Genomic DNA, 20,418 nt, shown 5'->3' with positions numbered 1-20,418 from the left:
CATTGCATAACTTAAGTGTCGAGAGGCACGTACTCGAGCTAGGTCGTGAACTGCCTCACCTTTTAGTCGCAGACACGAGGCTGATAGTTCCCGTCATCCCGCCGGATTCGGTGTCAGGATCGGGCACGGGCCGACCTACTTCGGCCAGATATTCATGCAACGGTGTCGCCACCGCGTCCCAGCCCCGCGAGCCGAACCACCGATCCGCCGGCTCGTGTTGCTGGTTGTACACGAGCGTGAAAAAGGCGTTCTCTTCGCCGGAAGACACCGCTTCGGCGCGCTTGACCTCGAAGGCCTCGTCCGGCATCGGCACCGCCTCCTCGATGCCGACAAAGCTACCCGGCGCGGCCAGCGCGTCGATTCCAGCAAACAGCTGTTCCTGTGCTGTGGCGGGCAGATAGATCAACAATCCCTCGGCGATCCACGCTGACGGCCGCGACGGGTCGAAGCCGCTCTCTCGAAGGGCTCGCGGCCAGTCGTCGCGCAGATCGATCGCGACCTCGCGACGCTCGGCCGTCGGCGCCTCGCCCAACTGATCCACGGTGTCGCGCTTGAATTCGAGCACCCGGGGCTGGTCCAACTCGTACACCACGGTGCCGTCGGCCCACGGTAGGCGGTAGGCCCGCGAGTCCAGGCCGGCCGCCAACAGCACCACCTGTTGCACCCCGGCTTCGATGGCCCGCACGAAGTACTCGTCGAAGTACTTCGTGCGGGCGCCCTGGAAATTGACGAAGTTCTCGCCGAATTCGGTCTGCAGCGGATGCTCGGGGTCCGTGCCCTCGACCGCGGTCGTCCACTCGCCCCCGACCGCGCGGCAGAACACCTCGGCATATTGGTCGACGGCGAGAGGATCGTCCTTCTGCGCCTCCAATGCCCTTGAGGCAGCTACGAATAACGCTGTCTGCCCAACGCTCGTGGTGATATCCCAGTTGTCATCATCGGTACGCACCGACGCGAGGGTACGCCGCGAATCTGACAGCTACACCAGTGGTCGACCGGTCCGGATCCGCCAGTCGAGGTCTTTGAGCAGCACGTTGAACGGGAACTGCCGCAGGAACGACGGCAGCAGATCGTTGATCGTGCGCAGCACCGCGATCAACCGGTCGAACCGCTTCTGACTCTTGGCATCCCACGGCAACCGCATCTCGTCGCGGAACCGCTGCGGCAGAAAGCCCGTGGTGATCAGCAGTGCCACCGCGTCGAGCCGGCGCTGCACCGCGCGGGGCAACCTCGGATTCTTCGGCCGGCCCGCGGCGATCGGATACAGGTAGCCGCGCACGGTGTCGTCGATGTGCAGTTTCTCCAGCGACTCTTCCCAGAAGCGATCGAAGGCAGCGCGGTCGGCCGGCCACATCTCCTCGGGCACCTGCAGGGTGGTGCCCATCGTCACGCTGTCGCGGTAGTGACGGTCGGCGGTCTCGTCGTCCAGCTCACCGATGAACATCCGGAACACGTCGACCCCGCCCTTGTAGAGGCACGCCGCCACCCACAGCTGCAGATTCTTGTCGAACGCGTTGTACTTCACCGGGCTGTCCTCGGTGGAGTACACCTGCGCGTGGGCCTTGTTGACCGCGCGCCGGTAGGCCGCCTTCTGGGCATCGGTGCCACGGGTGGCCACCGCCAGGTAGGTGAAGGTGGTCCTGGCCCGCTTGACCGGGTGCAGATCGGTGCGGCCGCTGTCGACGCGACTCTCGACGACGCCGTAGCCCACGCCGGGGTTCGCCAGCTGCATGATCACGTTCGCCGGACCGGCCAGCAGCGCCACACCCATCAGCCCGTCGTCGAAACTGGCGGTCCGCCGGCGGCGCCTGGGCGCAGCCCCCGGGCGCGACGGGTCACTCATCGCCCGTTCGACATGCGGGATCGGTTCGCTGACCGTCATGGCCACCCCTGTCACAAAGTTGAGAACGTGTGTTTCCTGATACTGGCTGCACGTCTGACAGGTGTCAAGATGTTTGGTGCGATTCCCATTTGGGGTCGGCGCTCGCAGACCCCTCCGCGTCGACTCCTTTACCCCCTTATGCCGTCATGTCCAGGCTCGGGGTCGGACGACGGAAGCCGCGAGTGATAACCAGCAACCACATGAATCCGATTCCGAGCCAGATGAATCCGATTGTCAGAGCGGTGCTTGACAGGCTGGTCCACAACCAGATCGTCAGACCGAGGCCCATGAGAGGGAGTACAAGGAACCGGACGACGGCGGAGACTGATCGATCCTCTCGACCAACGTAGTAATGCTTGATCACCGAGAGATTGACAGCCGAGAACGCCACCAGTGCACCGAAGCTCACGGTCTCGGAAATCAGTTGCAGCTCCACGAACACCGCACCCAAGGCCACGGCCGCGACAGACAGAATGGCGAATGTAGGCGTCCTGAAGCGCGCGTTGAGGCGCCCGAAGAACTTCTTCGGCAGCACCCCATCTCGCCCCATGGCGAAGAGGATGCGTGCGGCAGACGCCTGGGCAGCAACCGCGGCGCCGATGCCGCCCGCGATGAAGGCGGCGGTAAACAAGGCGGTGAAGAACTTTCCGCCGACGGCCTGCATCACATCCAGCGAGGCCGCATCCACATCGGTGAACGCATTGCTGGGGAAGACCGCGTGTGCGAGGTACGCGAGGAGTACGAACAGAACACCGGCCCCCAGGGTCACGATGGTGATCGCGATCGGCAGGGACCTCCGAGGGTTCTTGGTTTCCTCTGCCAGCGTGGAGACCGAGTCGAACCCGAGGAATGACAGGCACAGGATGGCCGCGCCGGACATCAGCGGTACGAACCCGTCCGCTGTGCCGTCCCCGGTGAAGGGTTGCGTGAGGCTAAGAGTGGCATTCCCGTAGAGGGAAGCGATCGCCAAGGCAATGAAGACCACGATGAAGACAGCCTGCACCGCGATGATCACGAGGTTCGCCCGGGTAACGGAGACGATGCCGACGACGTTGAGCGCCGTGACGATGGCGATCGTCGCCACGATGAACACCCAAGTCGGAACCGCCGGGAAGGCAGCATGCAAGTAGATCCCGGTGACCAGATAGTCGAGCATCGGGAGAAACAGGTAGTCGAGCATCAGCGACCATCCGACCATCAAGCCGGTTGCAGATCCGAACGTGCGTTGCGTGTATGTGTAGGCCGATCCTGCGTACGGGAACGCGCGTGACATCAGCCCATAGGATCGGGCGGTGAACACCATCACGCAGAGGGTGATGAGGTAAGCGACCGGCAGCCGTCCACCGGTCACCTGCGTGACGATGCCGTAGGTGGTGAACACGGTCAGCGGGACCATGTAGACCAGGCCGAAGAGCACCAGCCCGGGCACGCCGAGCACTCGCCGGAGTTGTGTGGGCTCGTTCGGGTCTGCTGAGAGCGTCACGGGAGCGGATTGAGAGGCCATGGCGGCACTACCCTCCGGCCGCGTATCGCAGCTGACCGGCGACGAACGTTGACACAACCGTCAGGTCGCGAATCTGATCAGGGCTGCAGTCACGTGGATCACGGTCGAACCAGACAAGGTCTGCACGAAACCCCGATCCGAGGCAACCACCGGGAATCGCTTCCGAGTCGGCGAATGACTGGTAGGCGGTTCCGCGCGTGTAGGTATCGAGCGCGGTTTCGATGTCGATGATCTGCTCAGGCACCCAACCGCCGCTCGGGTCACCCTCTGCCGTGGTTCGCGAGACCGCGATCGCGATCCCCTGCCGCGGATCGACCGTCGAGCATGGCCAGTCCGATCCGAAGGAGACATGGGCTCCGGATTCGATGAGCGTACGGGTCTGATACTGACGCGCCGCCCGCTCGTCGCCAAGCCGTGGAATCGTGAGCACCGTCATCAGCGGATCGAGTTGCGCCCAATAGGGTTGGAGGTTCGCGATGACCCCGAGCTGTGCGAACCTCGCCAAATCGGTCGTCGCAGCGAGCTGCACATGGGTGATGACCGGCCGCGAGGCAGCGCCTGTCGTCGCATGCGACGAGGCTTCCATGGCATCGAGCGCGGATCGAACTGCATCGTCGCCGATCGCATGGACGTATGGCTGGAAACCGGCCTCGCGCACACGAGTCACGGCATCAATGAGCTGATCTGGCTCCCAGACCCGCATGCCGCGATGGGACGCCGTGCAGTATGGCTCCAGAAGGGAGGCAGTCTCGCTCTCGATCACGCCGTCTGCGAAGAACTTGATCGTATTGGCGCTCAGCAACGGGTCACCCAGCGCCTCGATCCTCTCGCGAGCCGCCACCATCGCCGGCAGACATTCTGGAAACCGGCGCGGGTCGGCCAGCTGAGCGAGGTTCATGCGAACCTTCAGGAGGCCCCGCCGCGAAGCTTCGAGATACACCTCGACGTCGATCGGCTCTACCAGGGAGTCCTGCGCCCAGGTGATTCCGCAGGACGTGAACAACGCGAGTGCGTCGGTGAGCGCCGCGAGCCGTTCCTCGATGTCTGGTGTAGGGGCGACGGCCTCCAGCAGATCCATCGCCCCCCACTCCCGGAGAACTCCGAGGGGCTGACCGTCGTCGCGTCTGGGAATCTCCCCCATCTCGGGTTCGGTTGTGTCAGAGGTGATTCCGGCTCGACGAAGCGCTTCGGAGTTGCACCATAGAGTGTGGTAGTCCCAGCCTTGCAGCACTACCGGCCGATCCGAAACTGCGCGATCGAGCCAACGGGCGTCGAACAGGCCGCCGGGCACGAGCGAGCTGTTGTAAGACGCCCCGCGGATCCATTCGAGGTCGGGGTGCTCGTCTGCGAATCTGCGCACTTCATCGACGATCGCTTCGACTGATTCGAGACCGGTGATCAACGGTCCGCGCTGCTCCATTCCGCCCAAGATGGGGTGGGAATGGCCTTCGCCGATGCCGGACATGACGAATCCTCCGGCAATGTCGACGGCGTGGTGCTCCGCCTTCTGGGCCCGATCGATGGCCTCGTCGCCGACAGCGACAATGATGCCGTCTTCGATCAGGAGGGCGTGGGAATCACCCTTATCCATCCCGAGCCAGAAGACTCCCGAGTGCAGCAGCGTCGGCATCGAACGTGAAGCTGTCAAGTGCATTACCCTTTCCGATCGGCCCCTCTAGCTGGGCCAAGTCCCAACATGTCCGCGACGCCGGATCGCATCGTCGGCACCCCGAACACCCGCAGCACTACTCCGCATACTTCGGCTCAGAGACCTTACGAACGAACGTCGTTCGTAAGGCAGGGGGCGAATTTACCTCTGCCGATAAGGTGTGTCAATGGCCACAAACCGGACCGACCGGACGACCTCGCCACCGATACCGATGAACCGACGCCGGATCGCATCGGCCGCAATCGGCCTGGTCGAGCGAGAGGGTCTCGAATCGCTGACGATGAAGCGGCTGGCGCAGGAACTGGATCGCAAGCCGGCGTCGCTGTACAACCACATTTCTGGCAAGCAGGATCTTATTGAGGCGATGCGCGCGCTCATTGACGAGCAAATCGATGCGAGTGCGTTCGACGAACTGGATTGGCGTCCCGCGATGGAGGCCTGGGCCCGGAATTACCTGCGCGTGTTCAGCAAACACTCCAAGTTGGTGGTCGTACTGGCGACAACGGCGATCTCCGACCCGATAACCCTGGCTACATACGAGAAGGTCGTATCCAGCCTCGTGGCGGGCGGCTGGCCCCGCGGCCGGGCAGTAGCGGTAATGCGAACAGTCGAGGCCTTCGTGCTGGGATCCGCCCTCGATCTCATCGCATCAGACACGCTGCTGAGTCGCGCGACGGTGCCGAAGGATCGAGTCGAACTCTATTCGAACTTGGATCCCGCTATCTCGGAGTCCTGGAACGCCCACGCCGCTTTCCAGCTCGGGTTGTCGAGTCTTCTAGACGGACTGGCGCGTGCGCTCACCGCGGAATGCAATTGACATGTCGGGTGAGCCATGCCTGACAAGTGTCAAGATGTTGGAGTGAAACAGGTCCGCCCGTACCGCGGCGTCGAGGCTGCCGACCGCCTCGCGCAGCGGCGCAGCCAGCTGCTTGAGGCGGGGCTGGATCTTTTGGGGGCCGAGGACGCCGAGGTGACGGTGCGCGCCGTGTGCCGCACCGCCGGGCTGGCCGCACGGTATTTCTACGAGAGTTTCGGCGACAAAGACGACTTCATCGGCGCGGTCTACGACTGGGTGATCGCCGATATCGCGACCTCGACGCAGGCCGCCGTCGCCGCCGTTCCGCTGGCCGATCAGACCATGGCCGGGATGGCCAACATCGTGCACCTGATCGCCCAGGACCGGCGGATCGGCCGGCTGCTGTTCAGCGTCAAACTGTCCAACGAGGTACTGGCCCGCAAACGGGTCGAATCCACGGCGCTCTTCGCCACTCTGCTCGGTCAGCACGCCGGCGACGCACTGCACCTGCAGGAGAACGACTACCTCAGGGCCATCTCATATTTCGCGGTCGGCGGGGTGACCCAGACGATCAGCGCATGGCTGTCCGGTGAGGTCGCGCTGTCTCCCGAACAGCTCATCAACCAGTTGCGCTCGATGCTCGACGCAGTGGCCGGCATGCAGCAACCGGGGAGTTGACGTGCCGGGCCCGGTGTTGCTGCGTCCCGGCGCGGCGCTGGCCACCCACATCCAGTTCTTCGGATACTGGCAGAACACCGAGGCCTCGACGCATCGCAGCCGGGCGCTCCCCCGCGGCGCCGCGACCGTGATCATCGATCTCGACGCCCGTGAGCAGATCGATTTCTACACCGCCGACGCCACCACCCGCCTCGACGTCGGCGCGGCCTTCATCGCCGGGGCTGGGGTCACCTCCTACATCACCCGGATCGACCCGGCACAGACCGTGCTGACCATCCATTTCCGTCCCGGCGGCGCCGCGGCGTTCCTGCCGGCTCCGCTGCACGACCTGGAGGACAGCTGCGTCGGGCTGGAAGCGATCTGGGGCCGGGCCGGGTCGACCCTGCGCGACCGCCTGATCGACGCGCCCTCGGTGCCTGTGCGGATCGCACTGGTCGAGTCATTTCTCCTGGCGCGCATACGGTCACGCGATCCTTCGGTCGAGGCGGTCCTACACGCGGCCGAACGCCGGCCCTCGCTGCGGGTCGCCGATGCCTGCGCCCTGACCGGGTGGTCGGCCCGCCGGCTGATCGCGTCGTTCCGTTCCGAGGTGGGCCTGACTCCCAAGACCTATCTGCGGGTGCGCCGGTTCCAGGCTGCGATGCGGATGCTCGACGCCGGAGACGTCCGCGGTGCCCGGATCGCGGCCGATCTGGGCTACTTCGACCAAGCACACTTCGTCCGGGAGTTCCGGTCGTTCACCGCCATGACACCGACGCAGTACACCCAGCGCCGCACGTGGCTGCCCAGCCATGTCGGCGTCAGCATAAATATCCAAGACCCGACGACTGCCGGGCGCGCATGATGGCGATATGACCAACTCCAGACAGACTCCAGGTCAGGCAGTGGCCGACACCGGCGTCTTGGTCGCGGCAATCCGCGCCGAGGAAACCCGCCGCCCCGACCGGCTTTTCGATGATCCGTTCGCAGAGCGCCTGGCCGGTGAGTCCGGTCAGCGGATGCTCGCTGAAGCCGTCGCCGCCAGCGGTGACAAGTCCACGCTGCAGATCGTGGTGCGCACCCGATTCTGGGACGAGGCGCTGCTGAACGCCGTGCCACCGGTCCGGCAGGTGGTGATCCTCGCCGCAGGCCTGGACGCCCGGGCCTACCGGCTGCCCTGGCCCGACGGCACCACGGTGTTCGAACTCGATCAGCCCGCGGTGATCGCGGCCAAGGCTGACTCGCTGGCCGGCGACGAACCACGCTGCAGGCGGGTGGCCATCGGCGTCGACCTGACGCAGGACTGGACTGACACCTTGCGGACCAACGGCTTTGATCCGGAGCTGCCGGCCGTCTGGCTGATGGAAGGGCTGCTGCAATATCTGGACGAGGGCGCCGTGCGCACGCTGTTCGAGCGGGTCGACGCGCTCTCGGCGCCCGGTTCGGTATTGCTCTACGACATCGTCGGCAAGGTACTGCTGGACAGCGTCATGCTGGCCGCGGTCCGCGAACGGATGTCCCGCAACGGAGCGCCGTGGCTGTTCGGCACCGATGCCCCGGAGCAGCTGTGTGAGCGCCTGGGCTGGTCGGCGGTCGTCACCGATGTGGCCGAGCCGGGCAACAAGTGGAACCGGTGGTTCGCCCCTGCGGTTCCGCTGGATGTCCCCGGCGTGCCGCGCGGGTATTTCGTCACCGCCACCAAGTAGGGACCGGGTACTACCCCGCCGCCACCGGCGGACGGCGATCGGCGGCCGTCTTCGGCGCCGCCTGCGCGTCACCGTCGGTGAATTCCTTGGTCCAGCAGGCGAATTCCAGAGTGATCCCGTCCGGGTCGAGGAAGTAGAACGACCGCACGTAGACACCTGGGTGCACCGTGGCCGACGCCTGCATCGGGCTGTCGTCGTGGTTGAGAACCGGGCCGACCCGCACGCCCTTGGCCTTGAGCTTCTGCCGGTACTCGTCGAACTTCTCGGCGGGCACATGCAGGGCGATGTGGTTCAGCGATCCGGTGGCGCTGACGAATTCGCCGATGCCGGGGATCGCGGCCGGCGCGGAGATCCCGGGCACGCCGTCGGGGGCCTCACGGAACCAGAAGAACGCGATGCAGTCCCCGTTGCCCGCGTCGAAGAAGAAGTGCTGCCCCATGCCGCCGGGCAGGTCGAGCGATTTGATCAGGGGCATGCCGAGCACATTGGTGTAGAAGTCGACTGTGCGTGCCATGTCCGCGCAGACCAGCGCCACATGGTTGATACCGCCGAACTCGAACTCCGGGTTGGGGTTGTTGGGCTTGATCACGTCATACACCTCCGGGGTGGACACCAAACACTGGCGCAACTGCGAATCTGAATCTAACATCAGATTCAGAAGTGATCAATGGCCGTGCACGATTCCCGGCCCGCCGGGAGTGAGGAAGTCCGTGACCGTCAGCCCCCGTACCCCGTTGCCGACCGCGCGTGGCCGCCAGACCCAGGCGGCGATCGACACCGCGGCCCGTGCGGTGATCGCCCGCAAGGGCATCCTGGCCACCACGATCTCCGACATCGCCTCCGAGGCGGGCCGGTCGGCCGCATCGTTTTACAACTACTACGCCTCAAAAGAAGCCATGGTCCGCGAATGGGCCCTGCGATTCCGCAACGAAGCCCGCGAACGCGCACTTCCCGCGACCGGCCCGAATCTGACCAACTGGGAGCGCTGCCACCAGGCGGCCTCCGCCCACTGGATGACCTACCGGCACCGCCTGGCCGAGATCATCAGCGTCTCCCAGATGGCGATGATCGACGACGACTTCGCCGAATACTGGGACGAGATCTGCCAGCTGCCGATCGCCATGATCACCGAGATGATCAAACATGCTCAGCAGCAAGGGTTCTGCCCCGACGACGACGCCCACCTGACCGCCGTCGCATTGGTGTCGATGCTCAACCAGTTCTGCTACACCCAGTTGTCCGGCGGGCGCGACGCCACCGCCGACGACTCCGCCTGCATCACCACCCTGGCCAACGTGTTCTACCGGACCATCTACCACGAGGAGACCTCCCGCTCATGAACAATGCGTCACCGGAAGTGGTTCGCGAGTTCATCGGCCTGGAATCGCCGACGGCCCAGCGCGCCGGTGCGGGCGGATACCCCTGCCAGGGCCTGTATTACCGAAGCGCGGACCACAAGCCCACGGTCGCGGTGATCGCCACGCACTACCAGATCGACTTCTCCGAGCACTACATCGCCGACTACCTGGCCACCAGGCGCATCGGCTTCCTCGGCTGGAACACCCGCTTCCGCGGAGTCGAGAGCAGCTTCCTGCTGGACCACGCACTGGTCGACATCGGGGTGGGCGTGCGCTGGCTCCGTGAGGTACAGGGCATCGAAACCGTTGTTCTACTGGGCAATTCCGGTGGAGGTTCCTTGATGGCGGCCTACCAGTCCCAAGCCGTCGATCCGAACGTACGGCCACTCGAAGGCATGCGGCCCGCCGCGGGCCTGACCGAACTACTGCCCGCCGACGGGTATGTGGCCAGCGCGGCCCATCCGGGCCGCCCAGATGTGCTAACCGCCTGGATGGACGGGGCGGTCGTCGACGAGAACGACGCCATCGCCAGCGACCCCGACCTGGACCTGTTCGACGAGCGCAACGCGGCACCCTTATCGGCAGAATTCGTGGCGCGCTACCGCGCGGCCCAGGTCGCACGCAACGAGAAGATCACCGACTGGGCTGAGGACGAACTCAAAAGGATTCAGGCGGCAGGATATTCGGACCGCCCGTTCACCGTCATGCGGACCTGGGCCGACCCGAGAATGGTCGATCCGACGGTCGAGCCGACCCGCAGGCAGCCCAACCTGTGTTACGCGGGGGTGCCGATCAAGGCCAACCGGTCGGCCCGCGGCATCGCCGCGGCCACCACCGTCCGCAACTGGATCGGCATGTGGAGCCTGCGGCACGCCCAGACCCGGGCTGAGCCGCACCTGGCCCGGATCACCTGCCCGGCCCTGGTGATCAATGCCGACCAGGACACCGGGGTGTATCCGTCCGATGCCAAACGCATCTACGACGCGCTGGCGAGCACGGACAAGTCCCAGTGCTCGATCGACACCGACCATTACTTCACGACTCCGGGCGCGCGCGGCGAGCAGGCCGATACCATCGCCCGATGGATCGCGAAGCGGTGGCGGTGAACCCAGGCCGGATCAAGGTCCTGGCGCATTTCACCCCCGGTGACAAGGTGATGGATTTTCTTGCACCTCAGCAGGACTGGCTCGATGTCACGTTCTGCGCCGAAGACGACGACGCCACCTTCTACCGGGAACTGCCGTCGGCCGAGGTGCTCTGGCATGTGTTGCGGCCGGTGTCCGGCGATGACCTGGAGCGCGGGCTGCGACTGCGTTTGGTGCACAAGTTGGGCGCCGGGGTGAACACCATCGACGTCGACACGGCTACCCAGCTGGGCATCCTGGTGGCCAACATGCCCGGGGCCAATGCTCCGTCGGTGGCCGAGGGCACCGTGCTGCTGATGCTGGCGGCACTGCGCCGGTTGCCCGAACTCGACCGCGCCACCCGGGACGGCACGGGTTGGCCCTCCGATCACAGCCTGGGTGAAACCGTGCGCGATATCAGCGGGTGCACGGTGGGCCTGCTCGGGTACGGCAACGTCGCCAAGCGGGTCGAGAAGATCGTCGTCGCGATGGGCGCCGATCCCTCCCAGGTGATCCACACCAGCACCCGCGACACCGGCCATCCCGGGTGGCGCAGCCTGCCAGACCTGTTGGCCGCCAGCGATATCGTCTCGCTGCATCTCCCGCTGACCGAGGCCACCCGTGGGCTACTCGACAGCAAGGCCCTGGCTTCGATGAAACCAGGCGCCGTCGTCGTCAACACCGCGCGCGGTCCGATCATCGACGAGCCGGCCCTCGTCGAGGCGCTGCGCAGCGGGCAGTTGGCCGCGGCCGGCCTGGACGTCTTCGCCGAGGAGCCCGTACCGCCCGGCAATCCCCTGCTGGAGCTGCCCAATGTGGTGCTCACCCCGCACGTCACCTGGTACACCGTCGACACGATGCGGCGCTACCTGACCATGGCGGTCGACAATTGCCGGCGCATCCGCGACGGCGAACACATGGCCCACGTAGTAAACGGGGTTAGATAGGCCGCCGGAGTGGCGCGCGTCACGCCGGGGTACCCTCGGCCCCAACCGACCGGCTAACCGATATGCCCGGGATGGAGGTGCCGCATGCCCATTGCGATCACGTCTGAGCACAGCGATCTGGCCGATTCTGTTCGGTCCCTGGTAGCGCGGGTGGCGCCGTCAGAGGTGCTCCACGAAGCTCTCGAAACGCCCATCCCCACCCCCCCTCCGTACTGGAAAGCCGCGGCCGAGCAGGGCCTACAGGGCGTCCATCTCTCGGAATCCGTTGGCGGGCAGGGCTTCGGAATACTTGAGCTGGCCATCACATTGGCCGAGTTCGGGTACGGCGCGGTGCCGGGGCCCTTCGTCCCGTCCGCGATCGCCGGCGCGCTGATCTCGGCCGACAATTCCGAGGCCAAGGTGCTGGGCGGCCTGGCCTCAGGTGAGACCATCGCTGCCTACGCCATCGACTCCGGCCTGACCGCCACCCGGCACGGCGACAGCCTGGTCATCCGCGGCGAGGCACGCGCGGTGCCCGCCGCGGCGCAGGCCTCGGTGCTGGTGCTGCCGGTCGCCATCGAGTCCGGTGTCCAGTGGGTGGTGCTGGACGCCGCCCAACTGGAGATCGAGCCGGTGCGCAGCGTCGACCCGTTGCGCCCGCTGGCCCATGTGCGGGCCAACGCCACCGAGGTGGCCGGCGATCGGGTGCTGTCCAGCCTGGACCGCGCCCACGCCCGTGCCCTGATCACGACCCTGCTGTCGGCCGAGGCGATCGGTGTCGCCCGCTGGGCCACCGACACCGCCACCGCGTACGCCAAGATCCGCGAACAGTTCGGCAGGCCGATCGGCCAGTTCCAGGCCATCAAACACAAGTGCGCCGGGATGATCGCCGAGACCGAGCGGGCGACCGCCGCGGTCTGGGACGCTGCCCGCGCATTGGACGAGATGCAGGAAGACCCTTCTGCGCAGACCCATTTCGAGTTCGCCGCCGCGGTCGCCGCCACCCTGGCACCTGCCGCTGCGCAGCACACCACCCAGGACTGCATCCAAGTCCACGGCGGTATCGGATTCACCTGGGAGCACGACGCCAACGTCTACTACCGGCGCGCACTCGTGCTGGCCGCGTGCTTCGGCCGGACCTCGGACTACCCCCAATCGGTGGTCGATACCGCGACCGCAACCGGAATGCGCCCGGTCGACATCGACCTGGATCCCGACACCGAGAAGCTGCGTGACGAGATCCGTACGGAAGTCGCTGGGCTGAAGGCAATTCCGAGTGGCGCCGAGCGCAATACCGCGATCGCCGAGGGCGGATGGGTTCAGCCGCACCTGCCCAGGCCGTGGGGGCGGGCGTCCGAACCGATCGAGCAGATCATCATCGCCCAGGAGTTCAGCACCGGCCGGGTACGGCGCCCGCAGATGGGCATCGCCTCGTGGATCATCCCGTCGATCGTGGCGTTCGGCACCGACGAGCAGAAGCAACGCTTCCTGCCGCCGACGTTCCGCGGCGAGATGATCTGGTGCCAGCTGTTTTCCGAACCGGGCGCGGGTTCGGACCTGGCCAGCCTGACCACAAAGGCCACCAAGGTCGACGGCGGCTGGCGCATCACCGGGCAGAAGATCTGGACGACGGGTGCGCAGTACTCGGCGTGGGGTGCCCTGCTGGCGCGGACGGACTCGCACGCTCCGAAGCACAATGGCATCACGTACTTCCTGCTCGACATGACGGCTCCGGGCGTCGAGGTGAAGCCCCTGCGGGAACTGACCGGCAACGCGATGTTCAACACCGTGTTCATCGACGACGTGTTCGTGCCCGACGACATGGTGCTCGGTGAGGTCAACCGCGGCTGGGAGGTCAGCCGCAACACGCTGACAAACGAGCGGGTGTCGATCGGCAGCAGCGAGCCGCCGTTCCTGGCCAACCTGGAACAGTTCGTGGCGTTCCTTCGCGACGGGCAGTTCGACCAGATCGAGCAGAACCACGCCGGCCGGCTGATCGCCGAGGGCCACGCCGCCAAGGTGCTGAACCTGCGGTCGACCCTGCTGACGTTGGCCGGCGGCGATCCCATGCCCGCCGCGGCGATCTCCAAGCTGCTGTCGATGAAGACCGGCCAGGGCTACGCGGAGTTCGCGGTGGCCTCCTTCGGCACCGACGGGGCCGTCGGCGATCCCCAGCAGGAATTCGGGCGCTGGGCCGAGTACTTGTTGGCCAGCCGCGCCACGACGATCTACGGCGGCACCAGCGAGGTGCAACTCAACATCATCGCCGAACGACTGCTGGGCCTGCCCCGCGATCCGTAACCCTTGCCCGAGCAGACGCAAAACTGCCCCTTTTCGCTGGAAAACCCTCTTTGCCAGGCTGGTCGCCGGGGTCAGGCTCATGGTGAATCACAGCCAGTCGGCCGGCCGGATCTCGTCGGCGCCAGGGACCACGGCGCGCGGCCGCCCGCCGGCGCCATCCAACGGCCTCGTCGCGTCGACGCCGACCCGATCGGTCACCCCGCCTTCCCGCAGGCTGCGGTCGACGGGGTTGCCCCGACCGCCCGGGATGACCACCAGATCGCGAGAGCCCTGCACCCGCGTGGCGATGGCCCTCTCGACCGCCGCACTGTCATGCGGGGAGACATCGGCATCCACCACCACGACGTGTTTGAGGTCGCGATGCCCGGCGAACGCAGCGACGATCGCGTCCATGCCGTCGCCGTCATGCTGCTTGTCGATACTCACGATCGCGTGGAACTTGCGCAGCCCGCCAAGGGTTACCCGCACATCGCGCAACCCGGGCAGCACCGCCCGGATCGCACCGAACAGCACCCCCTCGTTGGGCAGTCCCATGATGTTGAGCTGCTCGCGCGACCCCGATGTCAGGCCCTGGTAGATCGCATCCCGACGCCGGGTCAGCGCGGTGGCCCGGAACACCCGCGCGGGTTCACTCTCGTATTCGCCGTCGAATTCGGCGAACGGTCCTTCGTCCTCCCACCGGCCCTGCACGATCTCACCTTCGAGCACGATCTCGGCCTCGGCCGGGACATGCACCAGCACGGTGCGGCATGCCACCAGCGGAAGCTGGCGATTCTGCAGTGCCCCAACGATTCCCAGCTCGTCAAAGCCAAACGGGGCGGCACTTCCCGAGGTCGCGGCAGCCAGCCGGGTGGCGGCGTCCAGACCGAGCACCACCGCGACCGGTAGCGCCCGGCCGGCGGACTCGGCCCGTTGCAGCAGCCGGTGCAGATGGCGCTGCACGATCACGATGCCCGTCTCGTTTCCGCCGCGCAATTGCATCCGGTGATACGACAGGTTTCGTACGCCCAGTTCGCGATCCTCGGCGATCACCACCCCGGTGGTGATGTAGGGCCCGTTGTCACGTTCGTGATGGGTGAGTACCGGCAGTTCGGCGCCGAGGTCGAGCTCCTCGCCCACCAGCACCTCCTCCTGTACCGGTCCGCCGGGCACAATCACCGGCGCCACCGGGTTGCGTAATGCGTTGGCGTAGCGCTGCGCAACCTGATCGGTCCCGACGCGGAAGGACGTCGCGATCATCTCGCGTGAAGCTTGGGTGTTGATCACCACGGGGTGGCGCGAGCCCAGCACCGAGTCGAACGCCAGCGCCGGGCCGGTCTCGCAGGCGCGGGCCAGTGCCGCGATCTGGAATCGCGGATCGGCCTCGCGGCGCACCCGCGCGAGCAGTCCTGCGCGATCCAGCAGCGCCAGCTCTTCGCGCAGATTATGGGCAGCCGTGGCCCGCCGCGGTTCAGCCATCGGCGATTCCGTTCCGCCCACGACGCCCCTGCCAGCGAACCGAACCCGGTGCGGCCAGGCCGAGCACATCGAAAGCTCTCATCACGGTGTGCGTGATCATCTCGTCGATGTCGACAGGTCTGAGGTAATACGCCGGCACCGGCGGCATGATGATGCCGCCGGATTCGGTCACCTGGGTCATCAACCTGAGATGCCCCGCATGCAGCGGGGTTTCACGCAGCAACAGCACCAACCGTCGGCGTTCCTTCATCATCACGTCGGCGGCCCGCACCAGCAGTGTCGCATCGAAACAATTCGCCACCGCGGAAAGGGTTTTCACACTGCAGGGGGCGATCAGCATGGCATCGGCGGTTGATGACCCACTGGCCAGCGTCGAGGCCAGGTCAAGGTCGTCGTGAACCGTGTCGGCCAGCGCCAGCACGTCGCGCACCGTCCAGTCGGTCTCCTGGTGGATGGAATCGCGGCCGGCCCGGGTGACGATCAGATCGGTGTGCACATCATCGATCCCGGCGGCCAGTTCGAGCGCCCGGATGCCCAGTGCGCTACCGGAAGCACCGGTGATGCCGATGATCAGTCGGGTCACGTCAGCTGCGCTCGCCGGCCCACAAATCGAAGTCGCAGCCGTCCGGCGCCTGCGTCACGTGGCTTTGGTAAAGCCGACCGTAGCCGCTGAGCCCCGTCCGGAAGTCGGTGCTCGGTCGGGGCTCCGCATCACGAGCCCGCTGGGCCAGCTGCTCGGGTGAGACCAGCAGGTCCAGGCTGCGCTCGGCCACCGAAATCCGGATGCGGTCATCGGTGCGGACCAGGCCGAGTGGACCGCCGGCGGCGGCTTCGGGCGCCACGTGCAGCACGATCGTGCCGTAGGCGGTGCCGCTCATCCGCGCGTCGGAGATGCGCAGCATGTCGGTGACTCCGCGCTTAGCGAGCTTGCGAGGAATCGGCAGGTAGCCGGCCTCGGGCATTCCCGCGGCCAACGGGCCGGCATTCTGCAGCACCAGTGCGTCATCCTCGGACACATCGAGATCCGGATCGTCGATCCGCTCGGCCATGTCCTGAAGCGACGTGAACACCACTGCGCGAGCTGTCTTTTCGAACAACGCCGGGGTCGCAGCCGAACGTTTGAGCAACGCACCGTCCGGGGCCAGGCTGCCGAAAAGCGCCACCAGCCCGCCGTGCGGATCGACAGGAGTGTCGGGCGCGGCGATCACCGCGCTGTCATGCCACTGGCCGGCCGCCTCTACGCCGTCCCGCAACGTGCCGCCCCATACTGTCGGCGCGGACAGGTCGCACCGGCCGTCGAGCTGGCGCAGCACCTGAGGTATGCCCCCGGCCGCGTGCAGATCCGACATGTAGTGCGATCCGGTGGGTTTCAGATCCACGAGAACCGGTGTGGTGTCGCTGAGTTCGTTGAATCGCTGCATATCGAGCCGCAGCCCGGCCCGCCCGGCGATGGCGGCCAGGTGCACCACGGCATTGGTGGACCCGCCCAGGGCGAGCAGCATCCGCACGGCATTGTCGAGCGCCTGTTCGGTGACCAGCTGGCGCGGCGTGGGCTTGCCGTCGACGGCAAGCCGCGCAGCGACGGCCCCGGTGCGTTCGGCGACCCGCAACCGGTCGGCGTGAACGGCAGGTACGGTCGCGGCGCCGGGCAGGCTCAGACCCATCGTCTCGATCAGCGCCGCCATCGTCGAGGCCGTTCCCATCACCGGACAGGTACCCGCGGTGGCGGCCAGGTTGCGTCGCACCGATGTCAACCGCTCGGTGTCGACGTCACCGGCCCGGTATTTGGCCCAGTAGCGGCGGCAGTCCGTGCAGGCGCCGAGCGCCTCGCCTTCGAAGGAGCCGGTGCTCATCGGCCCGACGGGCAGCATGATGGCCGGCTTGTCCACCGACAGCGCGGCCATCAGCTGCGCCGGCAATGTCTTGTCGCACCCCCCGATCAACACCACGGCGTCCATCGGCTGGCCCCGGACCAGTTCCTCGGTCTCCATCGCCGCAAGGTTGCGGAAGTACATCGAGGTCGGCGACAGGAACGCCTCGCCCAACGAAGCCGTGGGAAACACCATCGGCAACGCCCCCGACGTCAGCACGCCGCGCTTGACAGCCTCCACAAGGCTGGGCACCAACCGGTGGCAGTTGTTGAAATCACTTGCTGTCCAGGTGATACCGACGATCGGGCGATCGAGAAGCTCTTCGGTGTAACCCATCGAAGACGCGAACGCGGTGCGCAGAAAGCGGGCGAATCCCTTGTCGCCGTAGTCGGTAAGGCCGTCTCCCAGTCCCATTTCTTCTCCCTACATCCGGAACCGCAGGTCGGTCAGCGACTTCACCAGACGCAGAAAGTCCACCGGCCGCCCTACGGTCTCCACGCCCACCAGGGCACCGGCCAGATAACGCTCCACGGTCAACTCGTCGTCGGTGGCGCTCACCACGTCGTGCGTATCCAAGTCGGCCGGCAGCCAACCGGCCTGCTGCAGCCGGATACCGGTCTGCTCGGACCAGAACGTCGGAACCGACGTCGACACCTCGGGCTGGCCGAGCAGGCTGGCGACCACGGCCTTGGCCTGAGACACCGCGTTGTGCACCGATTCGATACGGGCTTCCAGGCCGCCGGCTGTGCGCAGCGACGCGGCGTCCCCTGCGGCATAGACATCTGGCAGCGTTGTCCGCCCGGCCTGGTCGACGAAGACACCGCGACCGCACTCCGCGCCGTCCGCGGCGGCCAGCTCGACATTGGGCACCGCGCCGGTCGCGTACACCACCAGGTCGACGGTGAGCCGGGTTCCGTCGCGGAGTACCACCACGACGCCGTCCTCGTGGCCCGTCAGTTCGGTAACCAGACAATCGAGGTGCACCCGCAGGCCACTCTGTTCGTGTCGGCGCCGCAACCATTTCGCCGTGAACGGTGAGACCTTCCCCGGCAGCATGCTCGTCCCGGCCTCCACCAGCGTCACGTCGAGACCGAGCCCGATCAACGAGCTCGCGATCTCCAGGCCGAGGAATCCGCCACCCACGATCAAGCAGGAACGCGCGCCGGTCCGTACCGCCGCCTGCAGTCGCTGTGCATCCGGCAGCGTGCGCACCGCGTGTATCCGGTGGTGGTGCGGCCAGGGCGGCGGCACGGCCCGCGCTCCGGTGGCAAGAACGCAGGTGTTGTACCGGACCACCGTGCCGTCATCGAACGTGACTCGATGCGCACGCGAATCCAGCTGCACCGCACGATGTTCGGTGTCGACGTCGACCCGTAGATCGGCGTACACGTGCGGGGCACGCAGTGACAACCGCTCGGCGGCCACCCCGGCTGCCAGCACGGCCTTGGACAGCGGGGGCCGCTCGTAGGGCAGCAGCGGCTCGTCCCCCACCAACCGGATGCTGCCCTCGTGGCCGCCGCGCCGCAGCCCGTGAACCACCTCGGCGCCGGCCTGTCCGGCACCGAGGACCAGGACGTCGGTCACGTCCTTACCGTCCGCCGGCAGACTCGGGACAGAGTGTGCCGACACCGAATTCGTCACGATCGGTCCCCCAGACCGCCCAGGCACACGTACTTCACCGAGAGGTACTCGTCGAGGCCGAGATGGGAACCCTCACGGCCGTATCCGGATTCCTTGACCCCGCCGAACGGCGCCACCTCGGTCGCCACCAGGCTCTCGTTCACACCGACCATCCCGTACTCGAGCGCCTCGCTGACGTGGATGACCCGGGCGTAATCGCGGGTGTAGAAGTACGCGGCCAGGCCGTAGGCGGTGTTGTTGGCCCGTTCGATCACCTCGTCGACGGTGTCGAAGACGGACACCGGCGCGATCGGGCCGAAGATCTCCGCGCGGGTGATCGCCGCGTTATCGGCGACGTCGCCCAGAATGGTCGGCTCGAAGAACAGTCCGCCTGTCGCGCGGCCGCCCAGCACCACGCGGGCGCCGTCGGCCTCGGCTTCTTTGACGGCCAGTTCCATCGCGTCCAGGGCGTCCCGGTTGATCAGCGGCCCCACGTCGGTCGAGCCGTCGTCACCGGGACCCACCCGCAGATCGGCAACCGCCGCGGCGAACCGGCGCAAGAACTCTTCGGCTACCGGACGCGCGACGTAGATGCGGTTGGTGGCCACACACGCCTGACCGCAGTTGCGGAACTTGCTGGCCACGGCGCCGCGCACCGCGAGGTCCAGATCGGCGTCGTCGAACACGATCAGCGGCGCATTGCCGCCCAGTTCCAGCGACATCCGTTTCAGGGTGGCAGCCGAATCCCGCGCCAGGATCTTGCCCACCTGGGTCGACCCGGTGAACGAGATTTTCCGGACATCCGGGCTCGCGGTGAGCACCTTCCCGAGACGCGGGCCCGAACCGGTGATGACGTTGACCACCCCGTCGGGCACACCGGCCCGCGCCCCGATCTCGGCGAGCGCCAACGCCGTCAGCGGCGTCTCCTCAGCGGGTTTGACCACCACGGTGCAGCCGGCGGCGAGAGCGGCGGCGACCTTCCGCGTGATCATCGCGGCCGGGAAGTTCCACGGCGTGATGACCCCGACGACACCGACCGGCTCACGCAGCACCAGCAGCCTGCGGTCACCGGTGTTGGCCGGGATGGCGTCGCCGTAGGCACGCCGCCCCTCCTCGGCGAACCATTCCAGGAAGGACGCGGCCTGGGCGATCTCGGAGCGGGCCTCGCTCAACGGTTTGCCCTGTTCGCGGGTCAGCAGCGCGGCGAGTTCGTCGCGGTGCGCCAAAACCGCTTCGTACCACGCGCGCAGGATGCGGCAACGTTCTTGTGCCGGACGCCTGCGCCAGCCCGGGTAGGCACGGCGAGCGGCGGCGATCGCGTCGGCCGCATCGGTTTCGGTCATCGCCGGCACGCGGGCGATCACCTCACCGGTAGCCGGGTTCTCCACGGGAAACGTGGCACCATCGGCCGAGTCCGCCCAGCGGCCGTCGATGTAGGCCTGCCAAGTCTGGTCGACGTCCGTCAAACGCGGTGAATCTGTCTGCACCGAAACCCCTTTCGGTCCATGGCGGTTGAGGAATCCGAGGCAGCCGCCGTGTGCCCACC

Annotated in this window: 18 protein-coding genes; 8 read left to right on the top strand and 10 right to left on the bottom strand. The window is 66.6% G+C overall.

The features are described from left to right. Window positions 1-55: 55 nt before the first annotated feature. From ACZYZ7_RS09080 to ACZYZ7_RS09065, 4 genes are all read right to left on the bottom strand, one after another. Window positions 56-949 carry a class I SAM-dependent methyltransferase gene (locus tag ACZYZ7_RS09080; RefSeq protein WP_463740724.1) on the bottom strand — a complete coding sequence of 298 codons (894 nt, stop codon included), beginning with the start codon at window positions 947-949 and terminating at the stop codon, window positions 56-58. 30 nt (window positions 950-979) lie between these two features. Next, the gene (locus tag ACZYZ7_RS09075; protein ID WP_463740723.1) at window positions 980-1,882 is read right to left on the bottom strand and encodes an oxygenase MpaB family protein; all 903 of its coding nucleotides are present in this window, start codon (window positions 1,880-1,882) and stop codon (window positions 980-982) included. A gap of 136 nt (window positions 1,883-2,018) precedes the next feature. Beyond that, window positions 2,019-3,386: an APC family permease gene (locus ACZYZ7_RS09070; protein WP_463741056.1), complete on the bottom strand. Its 1,368-nt coding sequence runs from the start codon at window positions 3,384-3,386 to the stop codon at window positions 2,019-2,021. A 7-nt stretch (window positions 3,387-3,393) separates the two neighbouring features. Further along, entirely contained in the window at window positions 3,394-5,016 is a 1,623-nt protein-coding gene (locus ACZYZ7_RS09065; protein ID WP_463740722.1) for an amidohydrolase, read from the bottom strand. A gap of 205 nt (window positions 5,017-5,221) precedes the next feature. Here ACZYZ7_RS09065 and ACZYZ7_RS09060 point away from each other — a divergent pair, with 205 nt between their 5' ends. From ACZYZ7_RS09060 to ACZYZ7_RS09045, 4 genes are read left to right on the top strand one after another with little or no spacing between them, the layout of a single operon-like run. Next, window positions 5,222-5,872, top strand: coding sequence for a TetR/AcrR family transcriptional regulator (locus ACZYZ7_RS09060; RefSeq protein ID WP_463740721.1), 651 nt, complete (start codon window positions 5,222-5,224; stop codon window positions 5,870-5,872). A gap of 42 nt (window positions 5,873-5,914) precedes the next feature. Next, window positions 5,915-6,529 (top strand): TetR/AcrR family transcriptional regulator, encoded by a 615-nt coding sequence (locus ACZYZ7_RS09055; protein WP_463740720.1) that lies wholly within the window; start codon window positions 5,915-5,917, stop codon window positions 6,527-6,529. A gap of 1 nt (window position 6,530) precedes the next feature. Continuing rightward, window positions 6,531-7,373 carry a helix-turn-helix domain-containing protein gene (locus tag ACZYZ7_RS09050; protein WP_463740719.1) on the top strand — a complete coding sequence of 281 codons (843 nt, stop codon included), beginning with the start codon at window positions 6,531-6,533 and terminating at the stop codon, window positions 7,371-7,373. Between the two features lie 7 nt (window positions 7,374-7,380). Beyond that, window positions 7,381-8,214, top strand: coding sequence for an SAM-dependent methyltransferase (locus ACZYZ7_RS09045; protein ID WP_463740718.1), 834 nt, complete (start codon window positions 7,381-7,383; stop codon window positions 8,212-8,214). Between the two features lie 10 nt (window positions 8,215-8,224). Here the strand turns inward: ACZYZ7_RS09045 and ACZYZ7_RS09040 are convergent, their stop codons facing one another. Beyond that, entirely contained in the window at window positions 8,225-8,803 is a 579-nt protein-coding gene (locus tag ACZYZ7_RS09040) for a VOC family protein (protein WP_463740717.1), read from the bottom strand. Window positions 8,804-8,924: 121 nt separating this feature from the next. On the opposite strand from ACZYZ7_RS09040, the gene ACZYZ7_RS09035 reads away from it, so the two are divergent. From ACZYZ7_RS09035 to ACZYZ7_RS09020, 4 genes are all read left to right on the top strand, one after another. Beyond that, window positions 8,925-9,554, top strand: a complete 630-nt coding sequence (locus ACZYZ7_RS09035; RefSeq protein WP_450069457.1) for a TetR/AcrR family transcriptional regulator — start codon at window positions 8,925-8,927, stop codon at window positions 9,552-9,554. Beyond that, window positions 9,551-10,678 (top strand): alpha/beta hydrolase family protein, encoded by a 1,128-nt coding sequence (locus ACZYZ7_RS09030; protein WP_463740716.1) that lies wholly within the window; start codon window positions 9,551-9,553, stop codon window positions 10,676-10,678. Before ACZYZ7_RS09035 ends, ACZYZ7_RS09030 begins: the two co-directional genes overlap by 4 nt. After that, on the top strand, window positions 10,654-11,643 hold the full coding sequence (locus tag ACZYZ7_RS09025; protein ID WP_463740715.1) for a 2-hydroxyacid dehydrogenase: 990 nt from the start codon (window positions 10,654-10,656) through the stop codon (window positions 11,641-11,643). Before ACZYZ7_RS09030 ends, ACZYZ7_RS09025 begins: the two co-directional genes overlap by 25 nt. An 84-nt stretch (window positions 11,644-11,727) precedes the next feature. After that, on the top strand, window positions 11,728-13,923 hold the full coding sequence (locus tag ACZYZ7_RS09020) for an acyl-CoA dehydrogenase (RefSeq protein ID WP_463740714.1): 2,196 nt from the start codon (window positions 11,728-11,730) through the stop codon (window positions 13,921-13,923). An 87-nt stretch (window positions 13,924-14,010) separates the two neighbouring features. On the opposite strand, the gene ACZYZ7_RS09015 is transcribed toward ACZYZ7_RS09020, so the two are convergent. The 5 genes from ACZYZ7_RS09015 to ACZYZ7_RS08995 are packed head-to-tail and all read right to left on the bottom strand — an operon-like array spanning window position 14,011 to window position 20,359. After that, window positions 14,011-15,381, bottom strand: a complete 1,371-nt coding sequence (locus tag ACZYZ7_RS09015) for a UbiD family decarboxylase (protein WP_463740713.1) — start codon at window positions 15,379-15,381, stop codon at window positions 14,011-14,013. Then, window positions 15,374-15,964: a UbiX family flavin prenyltransferase gene (locus ACZYZ7_RS09010; RefSeq protein WP_463740712.1), complete on the bottom strand. Its 591-nt coding sequence runs from the start codon at window positions 15,962-15,964 to the stop codon at window positions 15,374-15,376. The genes ACZYZ7_RS09015 and ACZYZ7_RS09010 overlap by 8 nt, the downstream gene beginning before the upstream one ends. Before the next feature lies 1 nt (window position 15,965). Further along, window positions 15,966-17,666 carry a dihydroxy-acid dehydratase gene (locus ACZYZ7_RS09005; RefSeq protein ID WP_463740711.1) on the bottom strand — a complete coding sequence of 567 codons (1,701 nt, stop codon included), beginning with the start codon at window positions 17,664-17,666 and terminating at the stop codon, window positions 15,966-15,968. 9 nt (window positions 17,667-17,675) lie between these two features. Beyond that, the gene (locus ACZYZ7_RS09000; RefSeq protein WP_463740710.1) at window positions 17,676-18,836 is read right to left on the bottom strand and encodes an NAD(P)/FAD-dependent oxidoreductase; all 1,161 of its coding nucleotides are present in this window, start codon (window positions 18,834-18,836) and stop codon (window positions 17,676-17,678) included. Window positions 18,837-18,889: 53 nt separating this feature from the next. Further along, on the bottom strand, window positions 18,890-20,359 hold the full coding sequence (locus ACZYZ7_RS08995) for an NAD-dependent succinate-semialdehyde dehydrogenase (protein ID WP_450069467.1): 1,470 nt from the start codon (window positions 20,357-20,359) through the stop codon (window positions 18,890-18,892). Window positions 20,360-20,418: the final 59 nt, after the last annotated feature.

This window comes from Mycobacterium sp. IDUB_17 (assembly GCF_055419465.1).
This window is presented reverse-complemented; position numbering and strand designations above follow the sequence as displayed.

What these genes read in the sequence shown, in the direction of transcription:
- ACZYZ7_RS09075 (WP_463740723.1), bottom strand. Translation starts at nt 1,882, where the DNA reads ATGACGGTCAGCGAACCGATCCCGCATGTCGAACGGGCGATGAGTGAC.
- ACZYZ7_RS09070 (WP_463741056.1), bottom strand. Translation starts at nt 3,386, where the DNA reads ATGGCCTCTCAATCCGCTCCCGTGACGCTCTCAGCAGACCCGAACGAG.
- ACZYZ7_RS09065 (WP_463740722.1), bottom strand. Translation starts at nt 5,016, where the DNA reads ATGCCGACGCTGCTGCACTCGGGAGTCTTCTGGCTCGGGATGGATAAG.
- ACZYZ7_RS09060 (WP_463740721.1), top strand. Translation starts at nt 5,222, where the DNA reads ATGGCCACAAACCGGACCGACCGGACGACCTCGCCACCGATACCGATG.
- ACZYZ7_RS09045 (WP_463740718.1), top strand. Translation starts at nt 7,381, where the DNA reads ATGACCAACTCCAGACAGACTCCAGGTCAGGCAGTGGCCGACACCGGC.
- ACZYZ7_RS09030 (WP_463740716.1), top strand. Translation starts at nt 9,551, where the DNA reads ATGAACAATGCGTCACCGGAAGTGGTTCGCGAGTTCATCGGCCTGGAA.
- ACZYZ7_RS09025 (WP_463740715.1), top strand. Translation starts at nt 10,654, where the DNA reads ATGGATCGCGAAGCGGTGGCGGTGAACCCAGGCCGGATCAAGGTCCTG.
- ACZYZ7_RS09020 (WP_463740714.1), top strand. Translation starts at nt 11,728, where the DNA reads ATGCCCATTGCGATCACGTCTGAGCACAGCGATCTGGCCGATTCTGTT.
- ACZYZ7_RS09015 (WP_463740713.1), bottom strand. Translation starts at nt 15,381, where the DNA reads ATGGCTGAACCGCGGCGGGCCACGGCTGCCCATAATCTGCGCGAAGAG.
- ACZYZ7_RS09005 (WP_463740711.1), bottom strand. Translation starts at nt 17,666, where the DNA reads ATGGGACTGGGAGACGGCCTTACCGACTACGGCGACAAGGGATTCGCC.